General features: G+C 66.3%; 31 protein-coding genes. All 31 read left to right on the top strand.

Annotated features, from left to right (window positions below):
* The first annotated feature begins 44 nt into the window (after positions 1-44).
* The 31 genes from fusA (at position 45) to rpsD (ending at position 20,028) form a co-directional block, all read left to right on the top strand.
* On the top strand, positions 45-2,141 hold the full coding sequence (gene fusA, locus AB0K35_RS06380) for an elongation factor G (RefSeq protein WP_357366629.1): 2,097 nt from the start codon (positions 45-47) through the stop codon (positions 2,139-2,141).
* Positions 2,142-2,353: 212 nt separating this feature from the next.
* A complete protein-coding gene (gene tuf, locus AB0K35_RS06375) occupies positions 2,354-3,547 on the top strand; it encodes an elongation factor Tu (protein WP_030489585.1) in 1,194 nt (397 codons plus the stop codon).
* A 350-nt stretch (positions 3,548-3,897) separates the two neighbouring features.
* Positions 3,898-4,206, top strand: a complete 309-nt coding sequence (gene rpsJ / locus AB0K35_RS06370; protein WP_007073037.1) for a 30S ribosomal protein S10 — start codon at positions 3,898-3,900, stop codon at positions 4,204-4,206.
* 11 nt (positions 4,207-4,217) lie between these two features.
* Positions 4,218-4,883: a 50S ribosomal protein L3 gene (gene rplC / locus AB0K35_RS06365; protein WP_091402403.1), complete on the top strand. Its 666-nt coding sequence runs from the start codon at positions 4,218-4,220 to the stop codon at positions 4,881-4,883.
* Positions 4,880-5,530 (top strand): 50S ribosomal protein L4, encoded by a 651-nt coding sequence (gene rplD / locus AB0K35_RS06360; RefSeq protein WP_030489587.1) that lies wholly within the window; start codon positions 4,880-4,882, stop codon positions 5,528-5,530. Before rplC ends, rplD begins: the two co-directional genes overlap by 4 nt.
* Complete coding sequence (gene rplW, locus AB0K35_RS06355) at positions 5,527-5,829, top strand: 50S ribosomal protein L23 (RefSeq protein ID WP_007465304.1); 303 nt, start codon at positions 5,527-5,529, stop codon at positions 5,827-5,829. The genes rplD and rplW overlap by 4 nt, the downstream gene beginning before the upstream one ends.
* A 12-nt stretch (positions 5,830-5,841) precedes the next feature.
* Positions 5,842-6,681, top strand: a complete 840-nt coding sequence (rplB, locus tag AB0K35_RS06350; RefSeq protein ID WP_053653944.1) for a 50S ribosomal protein L2 — start codon at positions 5,842-5,844, stop codon at positions 6,679-6,681.
* 12 nt (positions 6,682-6,693) lie between these two features.
* Entirely contained in the window at positions 6,694-6,975 is a 282-nt protein-coding gene (gene rpsS, locus AB0K35_RS06345; protein ID WP_007465299.1) for a 30S ribosomal protein S19, read from the top strand.
* Between the two features lie 41 nt (positions 6,976-7,016).
* Positions 7,017-7,475 (top strand): 50S ribosomal protein L22, encoded by a 459-nt coding sequence (rplV, locus tag AB0K35_RS06340; RefSeq protein ID WP_007465297.1) that lies wholly within the window; start codon positions 7,017-7,019, stop codon positions 7,473-7,475.
* The gene (gene rpsC / locus AB0K35_RS06335) at positions 7,475-8,344 is read left to right on the top strand and encodes a 30S ribosomal protein S3 (RefSeq protein WP_091402401.1); all 870 of its coding nucleotides are present in this window, start codon (positions 7,475-7,477) and stop codon (positions 8,342-8,344) included. Before rplV ends, rpsC begins: the two co-directional genes overlap by 1 nt.
* A 3-nt stretch (positions 8,345-8,347) precedes the next feature.
* The gene (rplP, locus tag AB0K35_RS06330) at positions 8,348-8,773 is read left to right on the top strand and encodes a 50S ribosomal protein L16 (protein WP_053653940.1); all 426 of its coding nucleotides are present in this window, start codon (positions 8,348-8,350) and stop codon (positions 8,771-8,773) included.
* Entirely contained in the window at positions 8,773-9,009 is a 237-nt protein-coding gene (gene rpmC, locus AB0K35_RS06325; RefSeq protein ID WP_007465283.1) for a 50S ribosomal protein L29, read from the top strand. Before rplP ends, rpmC begins: the two co-directional genes overlap by 1 nt.
* Positions 9,006-9,284 carry a 30S ribosomal protein S17 gene (gene rpsQ, locus AB0K35_RS06320; protein WP_030489590.1) on the top strand — a complete coding sequence of 93 codons (279 nt, stop codon included), beginning with the start codon at positions 9,006-9,008 and terminating at the stop codon, positions 9,282-9,284. Before rpmC ends, rpsQ begins: the two co-directional genes overlap by 4 nt.
* A 97-nt stretch (positions 9,285-9,381) precedes the next feature.
* Complete coding sequence (gene rplN / locus AB0K35_RS06315; protein ID WP_007465279.1) at positions 9,382-9,750, top strand: 50S ribosomal protein L14; 369 nt, start codon at positions 9,382-9,384, stop codon at positions 9,748-9,750.
* On the top strand, positions 9,747-10,067 hold the full coding sequence (gene rplX, locus AB0K35_RS06310) for a 50S ribosomal protein L24 (protein ID WP_172899047.1): 321 nt from the start codon (positions 9,747-9,749) through the stop codon (positions 10,065-10,067). Before rplN ends, rplX begins: the two co-directional genes overlap by 4 nt.
* On the top strand, positions 10,067-10,633 hold the full coding sequence (gene rplE / locus AB0K35_RS06305; protein ID WP_091402385.1) for a 50S ribosomal protein L5: 567 nt from the start codon (positions 10,067-10,069) through the stop codon (positions 10,631-10,633). The genes rplX and rplE overlap by 1 nt, the downstream gene beginning before the upstream one ends.
* Position 10,634: 1 nt before the next feature.
* Positions 10,635-10,820 (top strand): type Z 30S ribosomal protein S14, encoded by a 186-nt coding sequence (locus AB0K35_RS06300; RefSeq protein ID WP_007465272.1) that lies wholly within the window; start codon positions 10,635-10,637, stop codon positions 10,818-10,820.
* A gap of 116 nt (positions 10,821-10,936) precedes the next feature.
* A complete protein-coding gene (rpsH, locus tag AB0K35_RS06295; protein WP_124816396.1) occupies positions 10,937-11,344 on the top strand; it encodes a 30S ribosomal protein S8 in 408 nt (135 codons plus the stop codon).
* Between the two features lie 16 nt (positions 11,345-11,360).
* Complete coding sequence (gene rplF, locus AB0K35_RS06290; protein ID WP_091402383.1) at positions 11,361-11,903, top strand: 50S ribosomal protein L6; 543 nt, start codon at positions 11,361-11,363, stop codon at positions 11,901-11,903.
* Positions 11,900-12,289: a 50S ribosomal protein L18 gene (rplR, locus tag AB0K35_RS06285; RefSeq protein WP_030329901.1), complete on the top strand. Its 390-nt coding sequence runs from the start codon at positions 11,900-11,902 to the stop codon at positions 12,287-12,289. The genes rplF and rplR overlap by 4 nt, the downstream gene beginning before the upstream one ends.
* Positions 12,290-12,322: 33 nt before the next feature.
* Entirely contained in the window at positions 12,323-12,937 is a 615-nt protein-coding gene (gene rpsE, locus AB0K35_RS06280; RefSeq protein WP_074314587.1) for a 30S ribosomal protein S5, read from the top strand.
* A complete protein-coding gene (gene rpmD, locus AB0K35_RS06275) occupies positions 12,937-13,119 on the top strand; it encodes a 50S ribosomal protein L30 (protein ID WP_007465262.1) in 183 nt (60 codons plus the stop codon). Before rpsE ends, rpmD begins: the two co-directional genes overlap by 1 nt.
* The gene (rplO, locus tag AB0K35_RS06270) at positions 13,119-13,562 is read left to right on the top strand and encodes a 50S ribosomal protein L15 (RefSeq protein WP_030329906.1); all 444 of its coding nucleotides are present in this window, start codon (positions 13,119-13,121) and stop codon (positions 13,560-13,562) included. The genes rpmD and rplO overlap by 1 nt, the downstream gene beginning before the upstream one ends.
* Positions 13,563-13,794: 232 nt before the next feature.
* Complete coding sequence (secY, locus tag AB0K35_RS06265) at positions 13,795-15,123, top strand: preprotein translocase subunit SecY (protein ID WP_238667533.1); 1,329 nt, start codon at positions 13,795-13,797, stop codon at positions 15,121-15,123.
* Positions 15,124-15,777, top strand: coding sequence for an adenylate kinase (locus AB0K35_RS06260; RefSeq protein ID WP_088950228.1), 654 nt, complete (start codon positions 15,124-15,126; stop codon positions 15,775-15,777).
* Between the two features lie 87 nt (positions 15,778-15,864).
* Complete coding sequence (gene map / locus AB0K35_RS06255; RefSeq protein ID WP_363884052.1) at positions 15,865-16,704, top strand: type I methionyl aminopeptidase; 840 nt, start codon at positions 15,865-15,867, stop codon at positions 16,702-16,704.
* A 1,115-nt stretch (positions 16,705-17,819) separates the two neighbouring features.
* Complete coding sequence (gene infA, locus AB0K35_RS06250; protein WP_007073013.1) at positions 17,820-18,041, top strand: translation initiation factor IF-1; 222 nt, start codon at positions 17,820-17,822, stop codon at positions 18,039-18,041.
* A gap of 91 nt (positions 18,042-18,132) precedes the next feature.
* Positions 18,133-18,246 (top strand): 50S ribosomal protein L36, encoded by a 114-nt coding sequence (rpmJ, locus tag AB0K35_RS06245; protein WP_043965539.1) that lies wholly within the window; start codon positions 18,133-18,135, stop codon positions 18,244-18,246.
* A 266-nt stretch (positions 18,247-18,512) separates the two neighbouring features.
* Positions 18,513-18,893 carry a 30S ribosomal protein S13 gene (gene rpsM, locus AB0K35_RS06240; protein WP_030329917.1) on the top strand — a complete coding sequence of 127 codons (381 nt, stop codon included), beginning with the start codon at positions 18,513-18,515 and terminating at the stop codon, positions 18,891-18,893.
* An 87-nt stretch (positions 18,894-18,980) separates the two neighbouring features.
* Complete coding sequence (gene rpsK, locus AB0K35_RS06235; RefSeq protein ID WP_030329919.1) at positions 18,981-19,388, top strand: 30S ribosomal protein S11; 408 nt, start codon at positions 18,981-18,983, stop codon at positions 19,386-19,388.
* Positions 19,389-19,401: 13 nt separating this feature from the next.
* Positions 19,402-20,028 carry a 30S ribosomal protein S4 gene (gene rpsD, locus AB0K35_RS06230; RefSeq protein WP_030489600.1) on the top strand — a complete coding sequence of 209 codons (627 nt, stop codon included), beginning with the start codon at positions 19,402-19,404 and terminating at the stop codon, positions 20,026-20,028.
* Positions 20,029-20,079: the final 51 nt, after the last annotated feature.

Here is a 20,079-nt window from a genome sequence, read left to right as displayed (position 1 = left end):
AACCGCCACCAGTTGAGTCGAGACGACGATAAGTAGGGATTGAAGTGGCCGCCGCAGACGCGCTCGCCAAGGTACGCAACATCGGCATCATGGCGCACATCGATGCCGGTAAGACCACGACCACCGAGCGAATCCTGTTCTACACCGGCATCACGTACAAGATCGGTGAGGTCCACGAGGGCGCTGCCGTCATGGACTGGATGGAGCAGGAGCAGGAGCGTGGTATCACCATCACCTCCGCTGCTACCAAGTGTGAGTGGAAAGACCACACGATCCAGATCATCGACACGCCTGGCCACGTCGACTTCACGGTCGAGGTCGAGCGGTCGTTGCGGGTCCTGGATGGTGCGGTAGCGGTCTACGACGGTGTCGCCGGCGTGGAACCGCAGACGGAGAACGTCTGGCGGCAGGCCGACAAGTACAACGTCCCGCGTATGTGCTTCGTCAACAAGCTCGACCGGACCGGCGCCGACTTCTTCCGCTGCGTGCAGATGATGATCGACCGGTTGAACGCCACCCCGCTGGTGCTCCAGATCCCGATCGGGCTCGAGGGTGACCACATCGGTGTCGTCGACCTGATCGGCATGCGCGCGCTCACCTGGCGTGGGGAGACCCAGAAGGGTGAGGACTACGCGGTTGAGGAGATCCCGGCCGAGCTGGCCGACTCCGCGGCCGAGTGGCGCGAGAAGCTGATGGAGACCCTCGCCGACGTCGACGACGCGGTGATGGAGAAGTACCTGGAGGGCGACGAGATCTCCGTCGAGGAGGTCAAGGCCGCCATCCGGCGTGCCACCATCGCCGGTAAGGCCAACCCGGTGCTCTGCGGCTCGGCGTTCAAGAACAAGGGCGTTCAGCCCATGCTCGACGCCGTTGTCGACTTCCTGCCGTCGCCGCTGGACGTTCCGGCGATCGAGGGTACGGCCACCGACGGCGAGACCCCGCTGCTGCGTAAGCCGTCCAACTCGGAGCCCTTCTCCGGCCTGGCCTTCAAGATCCAGACGGACAAGCACCTGGGCAAGCTCACCTACGTGCGGGTCTACTCCGGCACGCTCGATTCCGGTTCCCAGGTGGTCAACTCCACCAAGGACCGCAAGGAGCGGATCGGCAAGATCTACCAGATGCACGCCAACAAGCGGGAAGAGCGTCCGTCGGCGCAGGCCGGCGACATCATCGCCGTGCAGGGTCTCAAGCAGACCACGACCGGCGACACTCTCTCCGACCCGGCGAACCCGGTGATCCTGGAGTCGATGACCTTCCCGGAGCCGGTCATCTCGGTGGCGATCGAGCCGAAGACCAAGTCCGACCAGGAGAAGCTGGGCACTGCCATCCAGCGCCTGGCCGAGGAGGACCCGACCTTCCGCGTCCAGTTGGACGAGGAGACCGGTCAGACGGTCATCTCCGGCATGGGTGAGCTGCACCTGGACATCCTGGTCGACCGTATGCGCCGCGAGTTCAACGTCGAGGCGAACGTCGGCAAGCCGCAGGTGGCGTACCGCGAGACCATCCGCCGCAAGGTGGACAAGGTCGAGTACACCCACAAGAAGCAGACCGGTGGTTCCGGCCAGTACGCCCGCGTGATCGTGAGCGTCGAGCCGCTTCCGCTGGACAACGACTCGCCGACCTACGAGTTCGCCAACGCCGTCAGCGGCGGCCGCATCCCCCGGGAGTTCATCCCCTCGGTGGACGCCGGTGCGCAGGACGCGCTGCAGTACGGCATCCTGGCGGGCTTCCCGCTGGTCGGCGTGAAGCTGACCCTGCTGGACGGCCAGTACCACGAGGTCGACTCGTCGGAAATGGCATTCAAGATCGCCGGCTCGATGGTGATGAAGGACGCGGCCCGCAAGGCCGATCCGGCACTGCTCGAGCCGATGATGGCCGTTGAAGTCACCACTCCTGAGGAGAACATGGGTGACGTCATCGGTGACCTCAACTCCCGCCGCGGCATCATCCAGGCGATGGAGGAGCGCAGCGGCGCCCGCATCGTCCGGGCCCTGGTGCCGTTGTCGGAGATGTTCGGCTACGTCGGCGACCTGCGGTCGAAGACCCAGGGCCGGGCTAGCTACAGCATGCAGTTCGACTCCTACGCCGAGGTTCCGCAGAGCGTCGCGAAGGAGATCATCGCCAAGGCAACGGGCGAGTAACGCTCTGAGCAGGTGATTCGTGGTTGGTCGCGGGAGGGTTCACCCGCCCGCGGCCACCACGATCGGATCGCGTGAGACCGGGCCTGTAGGCTTCATCGCCGCAGAACCCACAAAGGCTCTCCGGCCGTCAGGCCGGAAAGGCTGTCGACAGAGTCCTAAGCGCCGACCGGCGCGCCGGGCGTACGAACCAAGAAGTCCACAGGAGGACACCAGTGGCGAAGGCTAAGTTCGAGCGGACTAAGCCGCACGTCAACATCGGCACCATTGGTCACATCGACCACGGTAAGACGACGCTGACGGCGGCCATCACCAAGGTCCTGCACGACCAGTACCCGGACCTGAACCCCTACACGCCGTTCGACGAGATCGACAAGGCGCCGGAGGAGAAGGCCCGCGGCATCACGATCTCGATCGCGCACGTCGAGTACCAGACCGAGTCGCGGCACTACGCGCACGTCGACTGCCCTGGGCACGCCGACTACATCAAGAACATGATCACCGGTGCCGCGCAGATGGACGGCGCGATCCTGGTGGTCGCGGCGACCGACGGCCCGATGCCGCAGACCCGCGAGCACGTGCTGCTGGCCCGTCAGGTCGGTGTGCCGTACATCGTCGTGGCGCTCAACAAGAGCGACATGGTCGATGACGAGGAGCTCCTGGAGCTCGTCGAGCTCGAGGTCCGTGAGCTGCTCTCCTCGCAGGAGTACCCGGGTGACGACCTGCCGGTCGTTCGGGTTTCGGCGCTGAAGGCCCTCGAGGGTGACCCCGAGTGGACCGGCAAGCTGCTGGACCTGATGACCGCTGTCGACACCTCGATCCCGCAGCCGGAGCGCGAGGTTGACAAGCCGTTCCTGATGCCGGTTGAGGACGTCTTCACGATCACTGGTCGTGGCACCGTCGTCACCGGTCGCGTGGAGCGCGGCGTTCTCCTGCCGAACGAGGATGTTGAGCTCGTCGGTATCAAGGAGAAGAGCTTCAAGACCAAGGTCACCGCGATCGAGATGTTCCGGAAGACCCTGGACGACGCCCGCGCAGGCGAGAACGTCGGCCTGCTGCTGCGTGGTACCAAGCGCGACGAGGTCGAGCGCGGCATGGTCGTCGTGAAGCCGGGCTCGAACACCCCGCACACGGAGTTCGAGGCGACGGTCTACATCCTCTCCAAGGAGGAGGGTGGCCGTCACACCCCGTTCTTCCAGAACTACCGTCCGCAGTTCTACTTCCGGACCACTGACGTCACCGGTGTCGTCACCCTCCCCGAGGGCACCGAGATGGTCATGCCGGGTGACAACACGTCCATGTCGGTGAAGCTGATCCAGCCCATCGCCATGGAGGAGAACCTCAAGTTCGCGATCCGCGAGGGTGGCCGCACCGTCGGCGCCGGGTTCGTCACCAAGATTAACAAGTGAACTAGGTAACCCCGATTAGACCCGCCGCCGGTCGTGCGGCATACTAGTCAGGTTGCGTAACGACAGTTCGTCGCCTGTGTTCGGCTTTCGCTGAACCTCCGGGTGGCGAGGCAGTCGAGCGTAGGGTGGTTGGCGGCCCAGTCGCCAACCACCCTCGTACGGCGTTCAGGTCGCGGTAATGCGATCGGCGCCTTGACCCCCCGTGCGGTCAGCACCACTCCGGTACCTAGGGGCGGAGCTCGGCCCGAGGGCGCGACACGCCCGACCGCGGGGGTCGGCGAAGTGGGCCTGTGCCAGCCGGTACAGGCGCCCGCAACACAGCGGCATCGAGAGAAGGAACAGAAGCCACCATGGCGGGACAGAAGATCCGCATCCGGCTCAAGGCCTATGACCACGAGGTCGTCGACTCCTCGGCTCGGAAGATCGTCGAGACGGTGACGCGCACCGGGGCGCAGGTCGCGGGCCCGGTGCCGCTGCCCACGGAGATCAACCGTTTCTGCGTTATCCGCTCGCCGCACAAGTACAAGGACTCGCGCGAGCACTTCGAGATGCGCACGCACAAGCGGCTGATCGACATCATCGACCCGACCCCGAAGACGGTCGACTCGCTCATGCGCCTCGACCTGCCGGCTGGCGTCGACATCGAGATCAAGCTGTAGGGACCGGACAAATGGACAGGCAAGTCAAGGGGATCCTGGGCGCCAAGCTCGGCATGACCCAGGTCTGGGAGAACAACCGTGTTGTTCCCGTGACCGTGGTCGAGGCCGGCCCGTGCGTCATCAGCCAGGTTCGTAGCGCCGAGAAGGACGGTTACTCCGCGGTCCAGCTCGCGTACGGCACCATCGACCCGCGCAAGGTCAAGAAGCCGATCAGCGGGCACTACGCCAAGGCGGACGTGGCGCCGCGCCGGCACATCGTCGAGCTGCGCACCACTGACGCTGGGGAATACTCGCTCGGCCAGGAAGTCACTGTCGAGGAGTTCCCGGCCGGCGTCACCATCGACGTCACCGGCAAGACCAAGGGCAAGGGCTACGCCGGCCCGATGAAGCGGCACGGCTTCCACGGTCTGGGCGCCGGGCACGGCGTCGAGCGCAAGCACCGCTCGCCCGGCTCCATCGGCGCCTGCGCCACTCCGGGTCGTGTCTTCAAGGGCACCCGGATGGCCGGTCGTATGGGTGGCGTGCGGTACACCGTGCAGAACCTCACCGTCCAGGCGGTCGACACCGAGAACAACCTGCTGCTCGTCCGGGGTGCCATTCCTGGTCCCAAGGGCGCGCTCGTTCTGGTCCGTACCGCGGCCAAGAGCAAGGTGAAGAAGGGCGGTGCGGCCAAGTGACCACCGTTGACGTGCGCACCGTCGAAGGCACCACCAGCGGCTCCGTGGAGCTGCCGGAGGACATCTTCGACGTGCAGGCCAACGTCGCGCTGATGCACCAGGTCGTGGTGGCCCAGCTCGCGGCGGCCCGACAGGGCACGCACAAGGCCAAGACCCGCGGCGAGGTCGCCGGTGGCGGCAAGAAGCCGTACAAGCAGAAGGGCACCGGTCGCGCCCGGCAGGGCTCGATCCGCGCGCCGCAGTTCGCCGGCGGTGGCGTCGTGCACGGTCCCGTGCCGCGCGACTACAGCCAGCGGACCCCGAAGAAGATGAAGGCCGCCGCTCTGCGGGGTGCCCTCTCCGACCGGGCCCGCGCCGGGCAGGTGCACGTCGTCGAGGCGTTCGTCTCGGGCGAGAAGCCGTCGACCAAGGCGGCCCTGGCCACGCTGACCAAGCTCACCGAGGCCCGTCGGGTCCTGGTCGTGCTGAGCAGCACCGACGAACTGAACTGGGTGTCGCTGCGCAATGAGCCGCGGGTGCACCTGATCGAGTCCGGCCAGCTGAACACGTACGACGTGCTCGTGGCCGACGACGTGGTCTTCACCAAGGACGCCCTGGACGAGTTCCTGGGCGTGCCCGCCGAGACCACCGAGGAGGGTGGCAAGTGAGCACGATCGCCGACCCGCGCGACATCATCGTGGCGCCGGTCGTCTCGGAGAAGAGCTACAGCGAGCTGAACCGGAACTGGTACACCTTCCTGGTGCACCCGGACGCGAACAAGACCGAGATCAAGATCGCTATCCAGCAGATCTTCAACGTCCGCGTCCTGACGGTCAACACGCTCAACCGCCAGGGTAAGCGCAAGCGCACCAAGACCGGTTTCGGTCAGCGCAAGGCGACCAAGCGGGCGATCGTGAAGCTGGCTGACGGTGACCGCATCGAGGCCTTCGGCGGCCCGGTCAGCTGAGGGGTGTAGACAATGGCTATCCGTAAGTACAAGCCGACGACGCCGGGCCGACGTGGCTCCAGTGTCGCTGACTTCGCCGAGATCACCCGGTCCACGCCGGAAAAGTCGCTGCTGGCTCCGTTGCCGAAGAAGGGCGGGCGTAACGCCCACGGCCGGATCACCACGCGGCACCACGGTGGCGGTCACAAGCGTCAGTACCGTCTGATCGACTTCAAGCGGGTCGACAAGGACGGCGTGCCGGCGAAGGTCGCTCACATCGAGTACGACCCGAACCGCACGGCGCGCATCGCGCTGCTGCACTACGCCGACGGCGAGAAGCGGTACATCCTCGCGCCGAAGGACATGAAGCAGGGCGACCGCGTCGAGTCCGGCCCGGGCGCCGACATCAAGCCGGGTAACAACCTGCCGCTGCGCAACATCCCGGTCGGTACCACGATCCACAACGTGGAGCTGCGTCCGGGTGGCGGGGCCAAGCTGGCCCGTTCCGCCGGCGTCGGCATCCAGCTGCTCGGCCGCGAGGGCGCGTACGCGACCCTGCGTATGCCGTCCGGCGAGATCCGGCGGGTGGACGTGCGCTGCCGCGCCAGCGTTGGCGAGATCGGCAACGCCGACCAGTCGAACATCAACTGGGGTAAGGCCGGCCGGATGCGGTGGAAGGGCAAGCGCCCGACCGTCCGTGGTGTCGCCATGAACCCGGTCGACCACCCGCACGGTGGTGGTGAGGGTAAGACCTCCGGTGGTCGCCACCCGGTCAACCCGCAGGGTAAGCCCGAGGGCCGCACCCGCCGTAAGGGCCAGCCGAGTGACCGGCTGATCGTCCGCCGCCGCTACGCCACGCGTAAGCGCGGCTGAGGGAGATAAGACATGCCTCGCAGCCTGAAGAAGGGCCCGTTCGTAGACGACCACCTGCTCAAGAAGGTGGAAGTTCAGAACGACAAGGGCTCCAAGAACGTGATCAAGACCTGGTCGCGGCGCTCGACGATCATCCCCGAGATGCTGGGGCACACGATCGCCGTGCATGACGGACGCAAGCACGTCCCGGTGTTCGTGACCGAGGCGATGGTCGGGCACAAGCTCGGCGAGTTCGCGCTGACCCGCACGTTCAAGGGTCACGAGAAGGACGACCGGAAGAGCCGTCGGCGCTGACGCCGCGGGCATACGGATAGAGGGAACAAGGGGTTACAGCGATGCCAGGAAAGGGCGACGCTCCGGTGCTTCCGGGCGCGCGGGCGGTTGCGCGGCACGTGCGCATCTCGCCGATGAAGGCGCGCCGGGTGGTCAACCTCGTCCGCGGCCTGCCCGCGAAGGAGGCGCTCACGGTGCTGCAGTTCGCGCCACAGGCTGCGAGCGAGCAGGTGTACAAGGTGCTCGCTAGCGCGATCGCCAACGCGGAGAACAACGAGCGGCTGGACCCCGACGCGCTGCTCGTCAGCGAGGCCTTCGTGGACGAGGGCCCGACGATGAAGCGGTTCCAGCCGCGGGCGCAGGGTCGGGCGTACCGAATCCGCAAGCGCACCTGCCACATCACTGTGGCGGTCGAAGCGGTCGCGCCGGCAGCGCCGAGGAAGGCCGCGGCGAAGAAGGCCGCCCCGGCCACGGAGGCCGCACCGGCCGAAGCGCAGAGCAAGACGGAGGACGCCGAGTAATGGGTCAGAAGGTTCACCCCACTGGGTTCCGGCTCGGCATCTCGACCGACTGGAAGTCCCGCTGGTTCGCGGACAAGCTCTACAAGGACTACATCGGCGAGGATGTCAAGATCCGCCGCATGATGTCCAAGGGCCTCGAGCGTGCCGGGATTTCCAAGGTCGACATCGAGCGCACCCGCGACCGGGTCCGGGTCGACATCCACACCGCCCGGCCGGGCATCGTCATCGGCCGTAAGGGTGCGGAGGCCGACCGGATCCGCGGCGAGCTTGAGAAGCTCACCGGCAAGCAGGTTCAGCTGAACATCATCGAGGTGAAGAACCCCGAGTCGGACGCTCAGCTGGTCGCGCAGGGCGTGGCCGAGCAGCTGTCCAGCCGGGTCAGCTTCCGTCGGGCGATGCGCAAGGCCATGCAGTCGGCGATGAAGAACCCGGTCTGCAAGGGCATCCGGGTTCAGGTCTCGGGTCGCCTCGGCGGCGCCGAGATGAGCCGGACCGAGTTCTACCGTGAGGGCCGGGTTCCGCTGCACACGCTGCGGGCCAACATCGAGTACGGCTTCTTCGAGGCCCGTACCACGTTCGGTCGGATCGGTGTGAAGGTCTGGATCTACAAGGGCGACGCCGTCCCGGGCCGGGAAGCTCCGGCCGAGGCCGGTCCGTCCCGCCCGCGTCGTGGTGAGCGCGGCGACCGTCCCGAGCGTCCGCGCCGTGGCCGGTCGGGTTCGTCCGGCACCACGGCTGGTGGCACCGAGGCCGGTCGGGCTGCTGCGACCACCATCGCGCAGCAGGCCGAGACGCCGAGCGGCGAGCCGGTGGACAGCGCAGCTGTCGCCGCCACTGCTGCTCCGGCAGAAACGCAGCAGGAGGGCTGACAGATGCTGATGCCGCGCAAGCCCCCGAAGGGCTTCCGCAAGCCGCACCACCCGGACCGCAGTGGCGCGTCCAAGGGTGGTAACCGGGTGGTGTTCGGCGAGTTCGGGATCCAGGCTCTCGAGCCGGCGTACGTGACGAACCGGCAGATCGAGTCGGCACGTATCGCGATGACTCGCCACATCAAGCGTGGTGGCAAGGTCTGGATCACGATCTTCCCGGACCAGGCCCTCACCAAGAAGCCTGCCGAGACCCGGATGGGTTCCGGTAAGGGTTCGCCCGAGTGGTGGGTTGCCAACGTCAAGCCGGGGCGGGTTCTCTTCGAGATGTCCTTCCCCAACGAGCAGACCGCGCGAGAGGCCATGCGTCGCGCGATCCACAAGCTCCCGATGAAGTGCCGCATTGTTACGCGCGAAGTGGGTGAATCCTGATGGCAGCGGGCGTTAAGGCGACCGAGCTGCGTGAGCTCTCCGAAGAGGAGCTGGTCACGAAGCTGCGGGAGGCCAAGGCGGAGCTGTTCAACCTCCGCGTGCAGGCCGCAACCGGGCAGCTGGACAACAACCGGCGGTTGCAGGTCATCCGTCGGGAGATCGCCCGGATCTACACGATCATGCGTGAGCGCGAGCTGGGGCTCTCGGCCGCGCCGACTGAGGTGACTGCATCATGACCGAAGAGACCGCCACCGCCGCCGCGCGGTCGCGCCGCAAGGTCCGCGAGGGCCTGGTGATCAGCGACAAGATGGACAAGACCGTCGTGGTCGAGGTCGAGGACCGGGTTCGGCACGCGCTGTACGGCAAGATCATGCGCCGCACGGCCAAGCTGAAGGTGCACGACGAGCAGAACGCCGCTGGCACCGGTGACCGGGTTCTCATCATGGAGACCCGGCCGCTGAGCGCCACCAAGCGTTGGCGGATCGTGGAAATCCTGGAAAAGGCCAAGTAGCGAAGGCTCGAGCTCGCCCGGCGTTGCGTCGGGCGTAGGTTCCGCCAGGCTCCGGCCGCTACGGCGGCCGGAGAACCGGCAGACATAGGAGATAGACGTGATTCAGCAGGAGTCGCGACTGCGCGTCGCCGACAACACGGGTGCTCGGGAGATCCTGTGCATCCGGGTTCTCGGTGGCTCGGGTCGGCGCTACGCGAGCATCGGCGACGTCATCGTGGCCACGGTCAAGGACGCGATCCCGGGTGCCGGTGTGAAGAAGGGCGACGTCGTCAAGGCTGTCGTCGTTCGCACGGCCAAGGAGAGGCGTCGTCCGGACGGCTCGTACATCCGCTTCGACGAGAACGCCGCCGTCATCATCAAGGACGGCGGGGACCCGCGTGGAACCCGTATCTTCGGCCCGGTGGGCCGGGAGCTGCGGGACAAGCGGTTCATGAAGATTATTTCCCTCGCGCCGGAGGTGTTGTGACCGTGAAGGTCAAGAAGGGCGACACGGTCGTCGTCATCGCCGGCAAGGACAAGGGTGCCAAGGGCAAGGTCATTCAGGCCTACCCGCGGCAGGACAAGGTCCTTGTCGAGGGCGTGAACCGGGTCAAGAAGCACACCCGCATCAGCACCACCCAGCGTGGCGCCAAGACCGGCGGCATCGTCACTCAGGAGGCCCCGATCCACGTCTCGAACGTGCAGGTCCTGGACTCCGACGGCAAGCCGACCCGCGTCGGTTACCGGATCGACGACAACGGCCAGAAGGTCCGCATCGCGCGTAGCACCGGTAAGGACCTGTGATGACCACGGCTACCGAAAAGACCCTGCCGCGCCTCAAGGAGCGGTACCGCAACGAGATCGTGGCCCAGCTGCGTGAGCAGCGCAGCTACGGCAACCCCATGCAGGTGCCGCGGCTGGTCAAGATCGTCGTCAACATGGGTGTCGGCGAGGCTGCTCGCGACGCCAAGCTGATCGACGGCGCGGTCCGCGACCTCGCCACGATCACCGGCCAGAAGCCGCAGGTGCGTCGGGCGACCAAGTCCATCGCGCAGTTCAAGCTCCGCGAGGGCATGCCGATCGGCGCGAAGGTCACCCTTCGCGGCGACCGGATGTGGGAGTTCATGGACCGGCTGCTCTCCATCGCGCTGCCGCGTATCCGCGACTTCCGCGGCCTGGACGGGCGCAAGCTGGACGGGCACGGCAACTACACGTTCGGCCTGACCGAGCAGTCGGTGTTCCACGAGATCGACCAGGACCGGATCGATCGCCAGCGGGGCATGGACATCACGGTGGTCACGACCGCCACGACCGACGACGAGGGCCGGGCGCTGCTCAAGCTCCTGGGCTTCCCGTTCAAGGAGAACTGAGATGGCCAAGAAGGCGCTGATCATCAAGGCGGCCGCGAAGCCGAAGTTCTCGGTTCGCGCGTACACCCGCTGCCAGCGGTGCGGGCGTCCGAAGGCGGTCTACCGCAAGTTCGGGCTCTGCCGGGTCTGCATCCGGGAGATGGCTCACCGCGGTGAGCTGCCGGGCGTGTCCAAGGCTTCCTGGTAAGGGCGACCGCGTCCCGGCCGTCGGCCGGGAACTCCTGCACCGATTAGGTATTGCTCTTCGCCGTAGGCCCGGGGCTGATGCCCCGGGAACCCCGGCGAGAAAGGCTGACGAAATCCATGACGATGACCGACCCGATCGCAGACATGCTCACGCGTCTGCGTAACGCCAACCAGGCGTACCACGATCAGGTGAAGATGCCCTACTCCAAGATCAAGGCGAACATCGCCGAGGTCCTGAAGGCCGAGGGTTACATCTCCACCTGGTCGGTCGAGGAGCCCGAGGAGGGCGCCGTCGGCAAGCGACTGGTCGTCGAGCTGAAGTACGGCCAGAGCCGCGAGCGGAGCCTGGCCGGCATCAAGCGCGTGTCCAAGCCCGGTCTCCGGGTGTACGCCAAGTCGGACGGGCTCCCGCGGGTGCTCGGTGGGCTGGGCGTGGCGATCATTTCGACGTCCCAGGGGCTGCTGACCGACCGGCAGGCCCGCAAGCGGAGTGTTGGCGGGGAAGTCCTCGCCTTCGTCTGGTAACGGGAGACAGGTAGAAATGTCGCGAATTGGACGTAAGTCGATCCCGGTGCCAGCCGGCGTCGACATCACGATCGACGGGCAGACCGTCAAGGTCAAGGGCCCCAAGGGCCAGCTCCAGCACACCCTCGCCGAGCCGATCACGGTCGAGCGGGCCGAGGATGGGCAGCTGAGCGTCAACCGGCCGAACGACGAGCGCAAGGCCAAGGAACTCCACGGCCTGAGCCGTACGCTGGTTGCCAACATGATCGTCGGGGTCACCGAGGGCTACCGCAAGAGCCTGGAGATCGCCGGCACCGGTTACCGGGTCACCGCCAAGGGTTCGGACCTCGAGTTCGCGCTCGGGTTCTCGCACCCGGTGGTCGTCCCCGCCCCGGCGGGCATCACCTTCACGGTGGAGCGGCCGACCCTGTTCCACGTGGCTGGCATCGACAAGCAGCAGGTCGGTGAGGTCGCCGCCAACATCCGGAAGATCCGCCCGCCGGAGCCCTACAAGGGCAAGGGCGTCAAGTACCAGGGCGAGGTCATCCGCCGCAAGGCTGGAAAGGCAGGTAAGAAGTGAGCGCCACGCTGCTCAAGCGCCGCCGCGGTGTCGCCGCCAAGCGCGCCGTTGGGCGTGCGCGTCGACACTTCCGCGTCCGCAAGAACGTCAGCGGTACGGCCGAGCGTCCGCGCCTGGTCGTCACCCGCTCGCTGCGGCACATGGTCGCCCAGATCGTCGACGACACCAAGGGTCACACCCTGGCGTCGGCGTCGACCCTGGACGCCTCGCTGCGCGGTGCGGAGGGCGACAAGAGCGCCCTGGCTGGCAAGGTGGGCGCGCTGCTCGCCGAGCGGGCCAAGGCCGCCGGCGTCTCCAAGGTCGTCTTCGACCGCGGCGGCAACCGGTACGCGGGGCGAGTCGCCGCGCTTGCCGACGCCGCCCGCGAAGCCGGGCTCGAGTTCTAACAACCCCGTCACGAGAGAGAAGGAAGGCTGCTGATGCCAGGTCAACAGCGCCGTGGCGGCGGGTCCGGTGGCAACGAGGGTGGTCGCCGCGACAACCGCCGTGAGGGCGGCCGCGGAAACGCGCCCGTCGAGAAGACCCCGCACCTTGAGCGGGTCGTCGCGATCAACCGCGTCGCCAAGGTCGTGAAGGGTGGTCGTCGCTTCAGCTTCACCGCCCTGGTGATCGTGGGCGACGGCGACGGCACGGTCGGCGTGGGCTACGGAAAGGCCAAGGAGGTGCCCGCGGCCATCGCCAAGGGCGTCGAGGAGGCCAAGAAGCACTTCTTCAAGGTCCCGCGGATCGGTCAGTCGATCCCGCACCCGGTGACGGGTGAGGACGCCGCTGGTGTGGTGCTGCTCAAGCCGGCCTCGGCCGGTACGGGTGTCATCGCCGGTGGACCGGTGCGTGCCGTGCTGGAGTGCGCTGGGATCCACGACGTGCTCTCCAAGAGCCTCGGTTCGTCGAACCCGATCAACATCGTGCACGCCACGGTGGCGGCCCTGAAGGGGCTTGAGTCCCCCGAGCAGGTCGCGGCGCGTCGTGGTCTGCCGGTGGAGGACGTCGCGCCGGCCGCCATGCTGGCGTCGCGTGCGGGGGTGGCGCACTGATGGCACGCCTGAAGGTCACCCAGCTCCGGTCCGGTATCGGGACCAAGCACAACCAGCGTGAGTCGCTGCGTTCGCTCGGTCTCAAGCGGATCAACGACGTGGTGGTCAAGGAGGACCGGCCCGAGATCCGCGGCATGATCTTCACTGTGAGCCACCTCGTGAAGGTCGAGGAGGTCGAGTAATGACGATCAAGGTGCATCACCTGCGCCCGGCACCCGGTTCCAAGACCGCGAAGACCCGTGTGGGTCGCGGTGAGGGTTCCAAGGGCAAGACCGCTGGTCGCGGTACCAAGGGCTCCAAGGCCCGCAAGAACATCTCGGCGGCGTTCGAGGGTGGGCAGATGCCCATCCACATGCGCCTGCCGAAGATGAAGGGCTTCAAGAACAAGTTCAAGGTGGTCTTCCAGGTGGTCAACCTGGACCGACTCGCTGAGCTGTTCCCGAATGGTGGTCAGGTCGGCCCGCTGGAGCTCGTTGAGTCCGGCGCGGTCCGCAAGGGTCACCCGGTCAAGGTCCTCGGCACCGGGGATCTCGGCGGTGTGGCGCTCCAGGTGTCCGCGCACGCGTTCAGTGCGTCGGCCAAGGAGAAGATCGCTGCTGCCGGTGGCTCCGTCACCGAGCTGTAAGGCCTACGACCATGGCGCCCGTCCAGTTGAGAGCAACTGGCGGGCGCCGTGGTCTGCCTGAGGCCTGAGCGCCCGGTAACATCGGAATCGATTTATGTAGTCGGGCGCATCTGCCCGGACCGGGGTGAGGCTGTTAGAGTCCCATCCCAGCCATGGATTGCGGGCACTCGCTCGTGATCCACCCCGACCCGCCAGGGATCACCGGCGGCCCGCCGCGCGCAGGAGGAAGAAGTTGCTGTCCGCCTTTCTCAGTGCGTTCCGTACGCCTGACCTGCGCAAGAAGCTGCTGTTCACAGTAGGCATCATCGCGGTCTACCGGCTGGGTGCAACGCTCCCCAGCCCGGGCGTCTCGTACGGCAACGTGCAGAAGTGCCTCGACACCATCCAGGGTGACACCACCGGGGTGGTGAACCTTCTCAACCTCTTCTCCGGCGGAGCGCTGCTACAGCTCTCGGTCTTCGCGCTGGGCATCATGCCCTACATCACCGCGTCGATCATCCTGCAGCTGCTGACCGTCGTGATCCCCCGCCTGGAGCAGCTCCGCAAGGAGGGCCAGGCCGGTCAGGCGAAGATCACCCAGTACACCCGCTACCTGACTCTTGGTCTCGGTGTGCTGCAGGCGTCCGCGTTCGTGGCCCTGGCCCGCTCGGGCCAGCTGTTCCAGAACAAGTGCGACCAGTTCCCGATCATCCCCACCGGCACCGGCATCCCGGACTGGCTGACCCTGGCCATCCTGGTGATGACGATGACCGCCGGCACCGGCATGGTCATGTGGCTCGGTGAGCTGATCACCGACCGCGGCGTCGGCAACGGCATGTCCGTCCTGATCTTCACCTCGATCGCGGCGCGGCTGCCCAGCGAGGGCTGGCAGATCAAGACCAGCAAGGGCTGGGACATGTTCGCCTTGGTCATCGCGCTGGTCCTGGTGGTCATCACGGCGGTCACCTTCATCGAGCAGGCGCAGCGCCGGATCCCGGTGCAGTACGCCAAGCGGATGATCGGCCGGCGGATGTACGGCGGCACGTCGACCTACATCCCGCTCAAGGTCAACCAGGCGGGTGTGATCCCGGTCATCTTCGGCTCGTCGCTGCTCTACCTGCCGCAGTTGGCGCTGCAGTTCTTCGACCAGACCGACAAGAGCAAGACGCAGATCTGGATCGAGAACAATCTGGCGGCACCAGACAGCCCAATCTACATCTCGGTCTACTTCCTGCTGATCATCTTCTTCACGTACTTCTACGTCTCCATCACGTTCAACCCGACCGAGGTCGCTGACAACATGAAGAAGTACGGCGGATTCGTGCCGGGCATCCGCCCGGGCAAGCCGACTGCCGACTACCTCGACTTCATCCTCAGCAGGATCACCCTGCCGGGCGCGCTCTACCTCGGCGTCATCTCGATCTTGCCGAACTTCTTCTTCATCTGGCTGGACAACCAGCAGTACCAGAACTTCCCGTTCGGCGGCACCGCTGTGCTCATCATGGTCGGCGTCGGTCTGGAGACCGTGAAGCAGATCGAGAGCCAACTCATGCAGCGGAACTACGAAGGGTTCCTGCGGTAGATGAGACTCGTTCTGGTTGGCCCGCCGGGCGCGGGCAAGGGCACGCAGGCCGAGTTCATCGCCGCGCACCTCTCGGTGCCGAAGATTTCGACCGGAGACATCTTCCGGTCGAACGTCACCCAGGGCACGCCGCTCGGTGTCGAGGCGAAGCGGTACATGGATGCGGGCGAGCTGGTTCCGGACGAGGTCACCATCAACATGGTCCGGGACCGGCTGGCCGAGCCCGACGCCAGCGAGGGTTTCCTGCTCGACGGCTTCCCGCGGACGACTCCGCAGGCGGCCGCTCTGGACAAGCTCCTGGCCGATCTGGGCACCGCCCTGGATCTGGTCCTGGAGCTGGTCGTCGACGACGACGAGGTGATTCGGCGGCTCTCCGGCAGGCGTACCTGCCGGGGCTGCGGCAAGATCTGGCACGTCGAGTTCGATGCCACCACCCGGCCCGGCATCTGTGACCGGTGCGGCGCCGAGCTGTTCCAGCGCGACGACGACAAGCCGGAGACCATCGCCACGCGGCTTCGTGAGTACAGCGAGAAGACCGCACCCCTGGTCGACTACTACGGCGCTCAGGGCAAGCTGGTCGGGATCGACGCCACCGGGCCGGTGGAGGACGTCACCACCCGGGCCATCGACGCGTTGCGGTCGTACGGCGGCTGAGGTCCGGCCGGGCCACGGCGGATAGAGTGCGAACAGCGGGGTACGCGTTATGTGCCCCGCTGTTCGGCAACGAAAGGTAACCGCTCCATGCGTCGTCCCCAGCTGGACATCCAGCTGAAGACCCCTGACCAGATCGAGAAGATGCGGGCCGCCGGGCTGGTGGTGGCCGAGGCGTTGCGCCGGATGCGGGAGGCTGTCGCCCCCGGTGTGAGCACCGCCGATCTGGACGCCATCGCCGAGGCGACTATCCGCGAGGCGGGCGGCGTTCCGTCGTTCAAGGGCTACCACGGTTTTCCGGCGTCGATCTGTTCCTCGGTCAACGAGCAGATCGTGCACGCCATCCCGTCGCCGAAGCAGGTGCTCCAGGCCGGTGACCTGATCTCCATCGACTGCGGCGCGGTGCTGGACGGGTGGCACGGCGACTCCGCGATCACGGTCGGGGTCGGTGACGTCGACCCGGCGCTGCTGAAGATGGCTGAGGTCGCCGAGGACGCGATGTGGGCCGGCATCGCCGCCGCCGCGCGTGGTGCGGCCAGCGGCAAGGGCCGCCTCACCGACATCTCGCACGCAGTGGAGACCGCTGTCCGCAAGGGCGGCCGGTACGGCATCGTCGACGGCTACGGCGGGCATGGCATCGGCACCGAGATGCACCAGGACCCACACGTGCTCAACCACGGTCGGCCGGGCAAGGGTCCGCGTCTGGTCCCCGGCATGGCGTTAGCCATCGAGCCGATGATCACGATGGGCTCGCCCCGCACCGTAGAATTGTCCGACGGTTGGACAGTGGTGACCAGAGACGGGTCCGTGGCTGCGCATGTCGAGCACACCCTAGCCATTCTTCATGATGGCGCCTGGGTGCTTACCGCAGCGGATGGGGGCAGGTCGAGGCTCGGGCAGTTGAGTTCCGAGGAATTCTGTGAGCGTTAAGGAACGGGGCTGTCTAACATCTTCCCGCGAATGTGGGTAAGATCGCCTGAATGGATAGAAGTCGGGTTTCGCTGAGAGGGCTCTAGGGCGCTCACTATTATCTACGGATCCGTAATCCAATGCGCGACTGCTGGGATCGTTGTTTGAGGGGCCGCCTCCGAAATACGGCCCCTCCAACAGGTCAACTTTTACGCGTAGTACCAAGACGTGCAGTCGTTGGCCTCACAGATTCGGGCCCGATCCACGGTGCCCCCGTCAAACGGATTCTCGCCGCCGCAGCCGCCAGCGCTTCCGTTTCCGTCTCCCACGCTGTCCATGCCGCCCTTGTTGGTGATGTACTCGACCCTAACGCCGTGGTTGTCGGCTTCGTTATCGCAGACGCCAATGTACGTGTGCGTTGAGGTTACCCATCCGTAATCAGTTCCGTGGTTCAGGCCGAGCTGATGGGCGTAGGCCGCGGTCGACGTCAGGGTCATTGTCGCCACTACCGCGCCTACTCCGAGGGCGGCAGTGGTCATGACCTTAGATCGCAACGAACTCATAAGATCCCCCTACATGTCATTGGCGATTACCGCCATCTTGCGCCTTACGCTATAGCTGTCTCTCAATGCGAGTCAAGGCCCAGTCGGAATTGACTGGCGGGCTGCAGGGAGATGTGCTGACACTCGTTGTAGCCAATGCAACTTACTCAAGGACTTTCTCGGTGTCTGCCCCACCTCGCAATTGCCACATACCTCCGTTGGGGGAGCCGCGGATGGTTGTTGCTGTTGAGTGCTCTCGTGCCTCCCGCCCGCTTCGAGCTCAAGTACCGGGTGAGGGGTGGTGCTGGCCGGAAGTCGCTGCTTTGCCGGGATGGATGGTCGGCCTGCTCGCTGGCCAATCCTGTAGCTGCTGGACCCGGGGTACGGTCGGCTGGTGTCGGGTGGCCGGTTTGGCAGCGACCCGCAGGCCGGCGTATACTTTCAGATCGGCGCACAGCGTCCACTCCGGCATGCCCACCCTGCGCTTCGGTGGGAGCTGGAGCCGCGGCTGGCGCGGGCTTCTGATTCTGATCAGATTTCCGTGTAAGACGTTGTGGGCCGCCCGGAGCAATCGACGTCAGGACAGCGGAGGACATGCCGAAAAAAGACGGAGCCATTGAGATCGAGGGTCGGGTCATCGAGCCCCTGCCGAACGCCATGTTCCGGGTGGAGCTCGCGAACGGCCACAAGGTGTTGGCTCACATCAGCGGCAAGATGCGGCAGCACTACATCCGCATTCTTCCGGAGGACCGGGTCGTCGTCGAACTTTCGCCGTACGACCTGACCCGCGGGCGCATCGTCTACCGCTACAAGTAGTCCTGACGACGGCCGGGAAGTCCCGTGTCCGTCTTCGACGTCCGGCGTCGCGCTGAGCGCGTAGCCGGGCCAGATGGGAAGTAAGGCAACCGTGAAGGTCAAGCCGAGCGTCAAGAGGATCTGCAACAAGTGCCGGGTTATCCGCCGGCACGGCCGGGTCATGGTCATCTGCAGCGACCCGCGCCACAAGCAGCGCCAGGGCTGACTCAGCCCGTCCGGCCGGAGCACGGCCGGGTGGCGTTGGTCCAGGCAGATCCCCAGCGACACACACATCACACATGCTCGTCCCAGCCGCGAGCGGTACGCCAGACGTACCTCTGCGTGGTTGACCCCCGGTCGGAGGCCGGGGCCCGCTCGGGCAGCGACCGATCCCGGTCGCCGGCGCTCACCGCGTCGGAAAGACGGGACGGCCGGTAGCGGGGTGGGACGGGTCCACACCTCCGCCACACATCACGAGGAGTACGCCCGCACATGGCACGTCTAGTCGGCGTGGATCTCCCCCGCGAAAAGCGGTTGGAGATCGCGCTCACCTACATCTTCGGGGTCGGTCGCACCCGCGCCCTGGAGACACTCGCCGCTACCGGCATCTCGCCGGACAAGCGCGCTCGGGACCTCACGGACGAGGAGCTCGTGCAGCTCCGCGACCACATCGAGGGCAACTACAAGGTTGAAGGCGACCTGCGCCGCGAGGTCGCCGCTGACATCCGCCGCAAGGTTGAGATCGGCTGCTACGCCGGCATCCGGCACCGCCGGGGCCTGCCCGTGCGTGGCCAGCGGACCAAGACCAACGCACGGACCCGCAAGGGCCCGAAGCGGACCGTCGCCGGCAAGAAGAAGCCCGGCAAGAAGTAGTTCTTGACCGGATGACGGGGTCGGCCGCCGCCGAGGTGGGTCAGGCCGCAACCCAATCCGGAAAGTCAACTAGGAGCGCACAGACTTATGCCACCGAAGGCTCGTGCCGGAGCCGCTGTAAAGAAGGTCCGGCGCAAGGAACGCAAGAACGTCGCCCACGGGCAGGCGCACATCAAGAGCACGTTCAACAACACCATCGTGTCCATCACGGACCCGACCGGTGCGGTCATCTCCTGGGCCTCCGCTGGCCAGGTCGGCTTCAAGGGCTCCCGCAAGTCGACTCCGTTCGCTGCGCAGCTGGCCGCCGAGGCTGCCGCGCGTCGCGCCATGGAGCACGGCATGCGCAAGGTCGACGTGTTCGTCAAGGGCCCCGGCTCCGGCCGGGAAACCGCCATCCGTTCGCTGCAGGCAGTGGGCCTTGAGGTCGGGCAGATCGCCGACGTCACCCCGCAGCCGCACAACGGGTGTCGTCCGCCGAAGCGTCGCCGGGTCTGAGAGGTAGAGAGAGATGGCTCGTTACACCGGTGCAGACTGCCGCCGTTGCCGGCGGGAGAAGATGAAGCTGTTCCTCAAGGGCAGCAAGTGCGATGGTCCGAAGTGCCCGTTCGAGTCCCGGCCGTTCCCGCCCGGGCAGCACGGCCGCGGCCGCACCAAGGAGACGGAGTACCTGCTCCAGCTCCGCGAGAAGCAGAAGGCCCGTCGGGTTTACGGCGTGCTGGAGAAGCAGTTCCGCGGTTACTACGAGGAAGCCGTTGGCAAGCAGGCCAAGACCGGTGAGGTCCTCCTGCAGATCCTCGAGTCGCGGCTGGACAACGTCGTTTACCGGGCCGGCTACGCCCACTCGCGGGACATGGCCCGCCAGCTGGTCAAGCACGGTCACTTCACTGTGAACGGCAAGAAGGTCGACATCCCGTCGTACCGCGTCAAGGAGCACGACATCATCGAGGTTCGGGGCAAGAGCAAGGAGCTCACCCCGTTCATCGTCGCGCAGGCTCAGGCCGGCTCGAAGACGGTTCCGGCGTGGCTTGAGGCCATCCCGAGCCAGATGAAGGTGCTCGTGCACTCCCTCCCGGCCCGGCAGGTCATCGACACGCAGGTCCAGGAGCAGTTGATCGTCGAGCTCTACTCCAAGTAGTCCGAGCTCGTTCGGTGGCCCGCCCTTCGGGGCGGGCCACCGGAACAGTTT

Origin of the sequence: Micromonospora sp. NPDC053740 (genome assembly GCF_040677775.1) — a bacterium.
GTDB classification, from domain to species: Bacteria; Actinomycetota; Actinomycetes; order Mycobacteriales; family Micromonosporaceae; genus Micromonospora; species Micromonospora alfalfae.
The sequence above is the reverse complement of the archived record's forward strand: the minus strand, read 5'-3'. Positions and strand labels throughout refer to the sequence as shown.

Excerpts from the sequence above, each read along its gene's own strand:
- rpsJ (WP_007073037.1), top strand. The coding sequence starts at position 3,898 with ATGGCGGGACAGAAGATCCGCATCCGGCTCAAGGCCTATGACCACGAG.
- rplC (WP_091402403.1), top strand. The coding sequence starts at position 4,218 with ATGGACAGGCAAGTCAAGGGGATCCTGGGCGCCAAGCTCGGCATGACC.
- rplB (WP_053653944.1), top strand. The coding sequence starts at position 5,842 with ATGGCTATCCGTAAGTACAAGCCGACGACGCCGGGCCGACGTGGCTCC.
- rpsS (WP_007465299.1), top strand. The coding sequence starts at position 6,694 with ATGCCTCGCAGCCTGAAGAAGGGCCCGTTCGTAGACGACCACCTGCTC.
- rplV (WP_007465297.1), top strand. The coding sequence starts at position 7,017 with ATGCCAGGAAAGGGCGACGCTCCGGTGCTTCCGGGCGCGCGGGCGGTT.
- rpsC (WP_091402401.1), top strand. The coding sequence starts at position 7,475 with ATGGGTCAGAAGGTTCACCCCACTGGGTTCCGGCTCGGCATCTCGACC.
- rplP (WP_053653940.1), top strand. The coding sequence starts at position 8,348 with ATGCTGATGCCGCGCAAGCCCCCGAAGGGCTTCCGCAAGCCGCACCAC.
- rpmC (WP_007465283.1), top strand. The coding sequence starts at position 8,773 with ATGGCAGCGGGCGTTAAGGCGACCGAGCTGCGTGAGCTCTCCGAAGAG.
- rpsQ (WP_030489590.1), top strand. The coding sequence starts at position 9,006 with ATGACCGAAGAGACCGCCACCGCCGCCGCGCGGTCGCGCCGCAAGGTC.
- rplE (WP_091402385.1), top strand. The coding sequence starts at position 10,067 with ATGACCACGGCTACCGAAAAGACCCTGCCGCGCCTCAAGGAGCGGTAC.
- AB0K35_RS06300 (WP_007465272.1), top strand. The coding sequence starts at position 10,635 with ATGGCCAAGAAGGCGCTGATCATCAAGGCGGCCGCGAAGCCGAAGTTC.
- rpsH (WP_124816396.1), top strand. The coding sequence starts at position 10,937 with ATGACGATGACCGACCCGATCGCAGACATGCTCACGCGTCTGCGTAAC.
- rplF (WP_091402383.1), top strand. The coding sequence starts at position 11,361 with ATGTCGCGAATTGGACGTAAGTCGATCCCGGTGCCAGCCGGCGTCGAC.
- rpsE (WP_074314587.1), top strand. The coding sequence starts at position 12,323 with ATGCCAGGTCAACAGCGCCGTGGCGGCGGGTCCGGTGGCAACGAGGGT.
- rpmD (WP_007465262.1), top strand. The coding sequence starts at position 12,937 with ATGGCACGCCTGAAGGTCACCCAGCTCCGGTCCGGTATCGGGACCAAG.
- rplO (WP_030329906.1), top strand. The coding sequence starts at position 13,119 with ATGACGATCAAGGTGCATCACCTGCGCCCGGCACCCGGTTCCAAGACC.
- AB0K35_RS06260 (WP_088950228.1), top strand. The coding sequence starts at position 15,124 with ATGAGACTCGTTCTGGTTGGCCCGCCGGGCGCGGGCAAGGGCACGCAG.
- map (WP_363884052.1), top strand. The coding sequence starts at position 15,865 with ATGCGTCGTCCCCAGCTGGACATCCAGCTGAAGACCCCTGACCAGATC.
- infA (WP_007073013.1), top strand. The coding sequence starts at position 17,820 with ATGCCGAAAAAAGACGGAGCCATTGAGATCGAGGGTCGGGTCATCGAG.
- rpsM (WP_030329917.1), top strand. The coding sequence starts at position 18,513 with ATGGCACGTCTAGTCGGCGTGGATCTCCCCCGCGAAAAGCGGTTGGAG.
- rpsK (WP_030329919.1), top strand. The coding sequence starts at position 18,981 with ATGCCACCGAAGGCTCGTGCCGGAGCCGCTGTAAAGAAGGTCCGGCGC.
- rpsD (WP_030489600.1), top strand. The coding sequence starts at position 19,402 with ATGGCTCGTTACACCGGTGCAGACTGCCGCCGTTGCCGGCGGGAGAAG.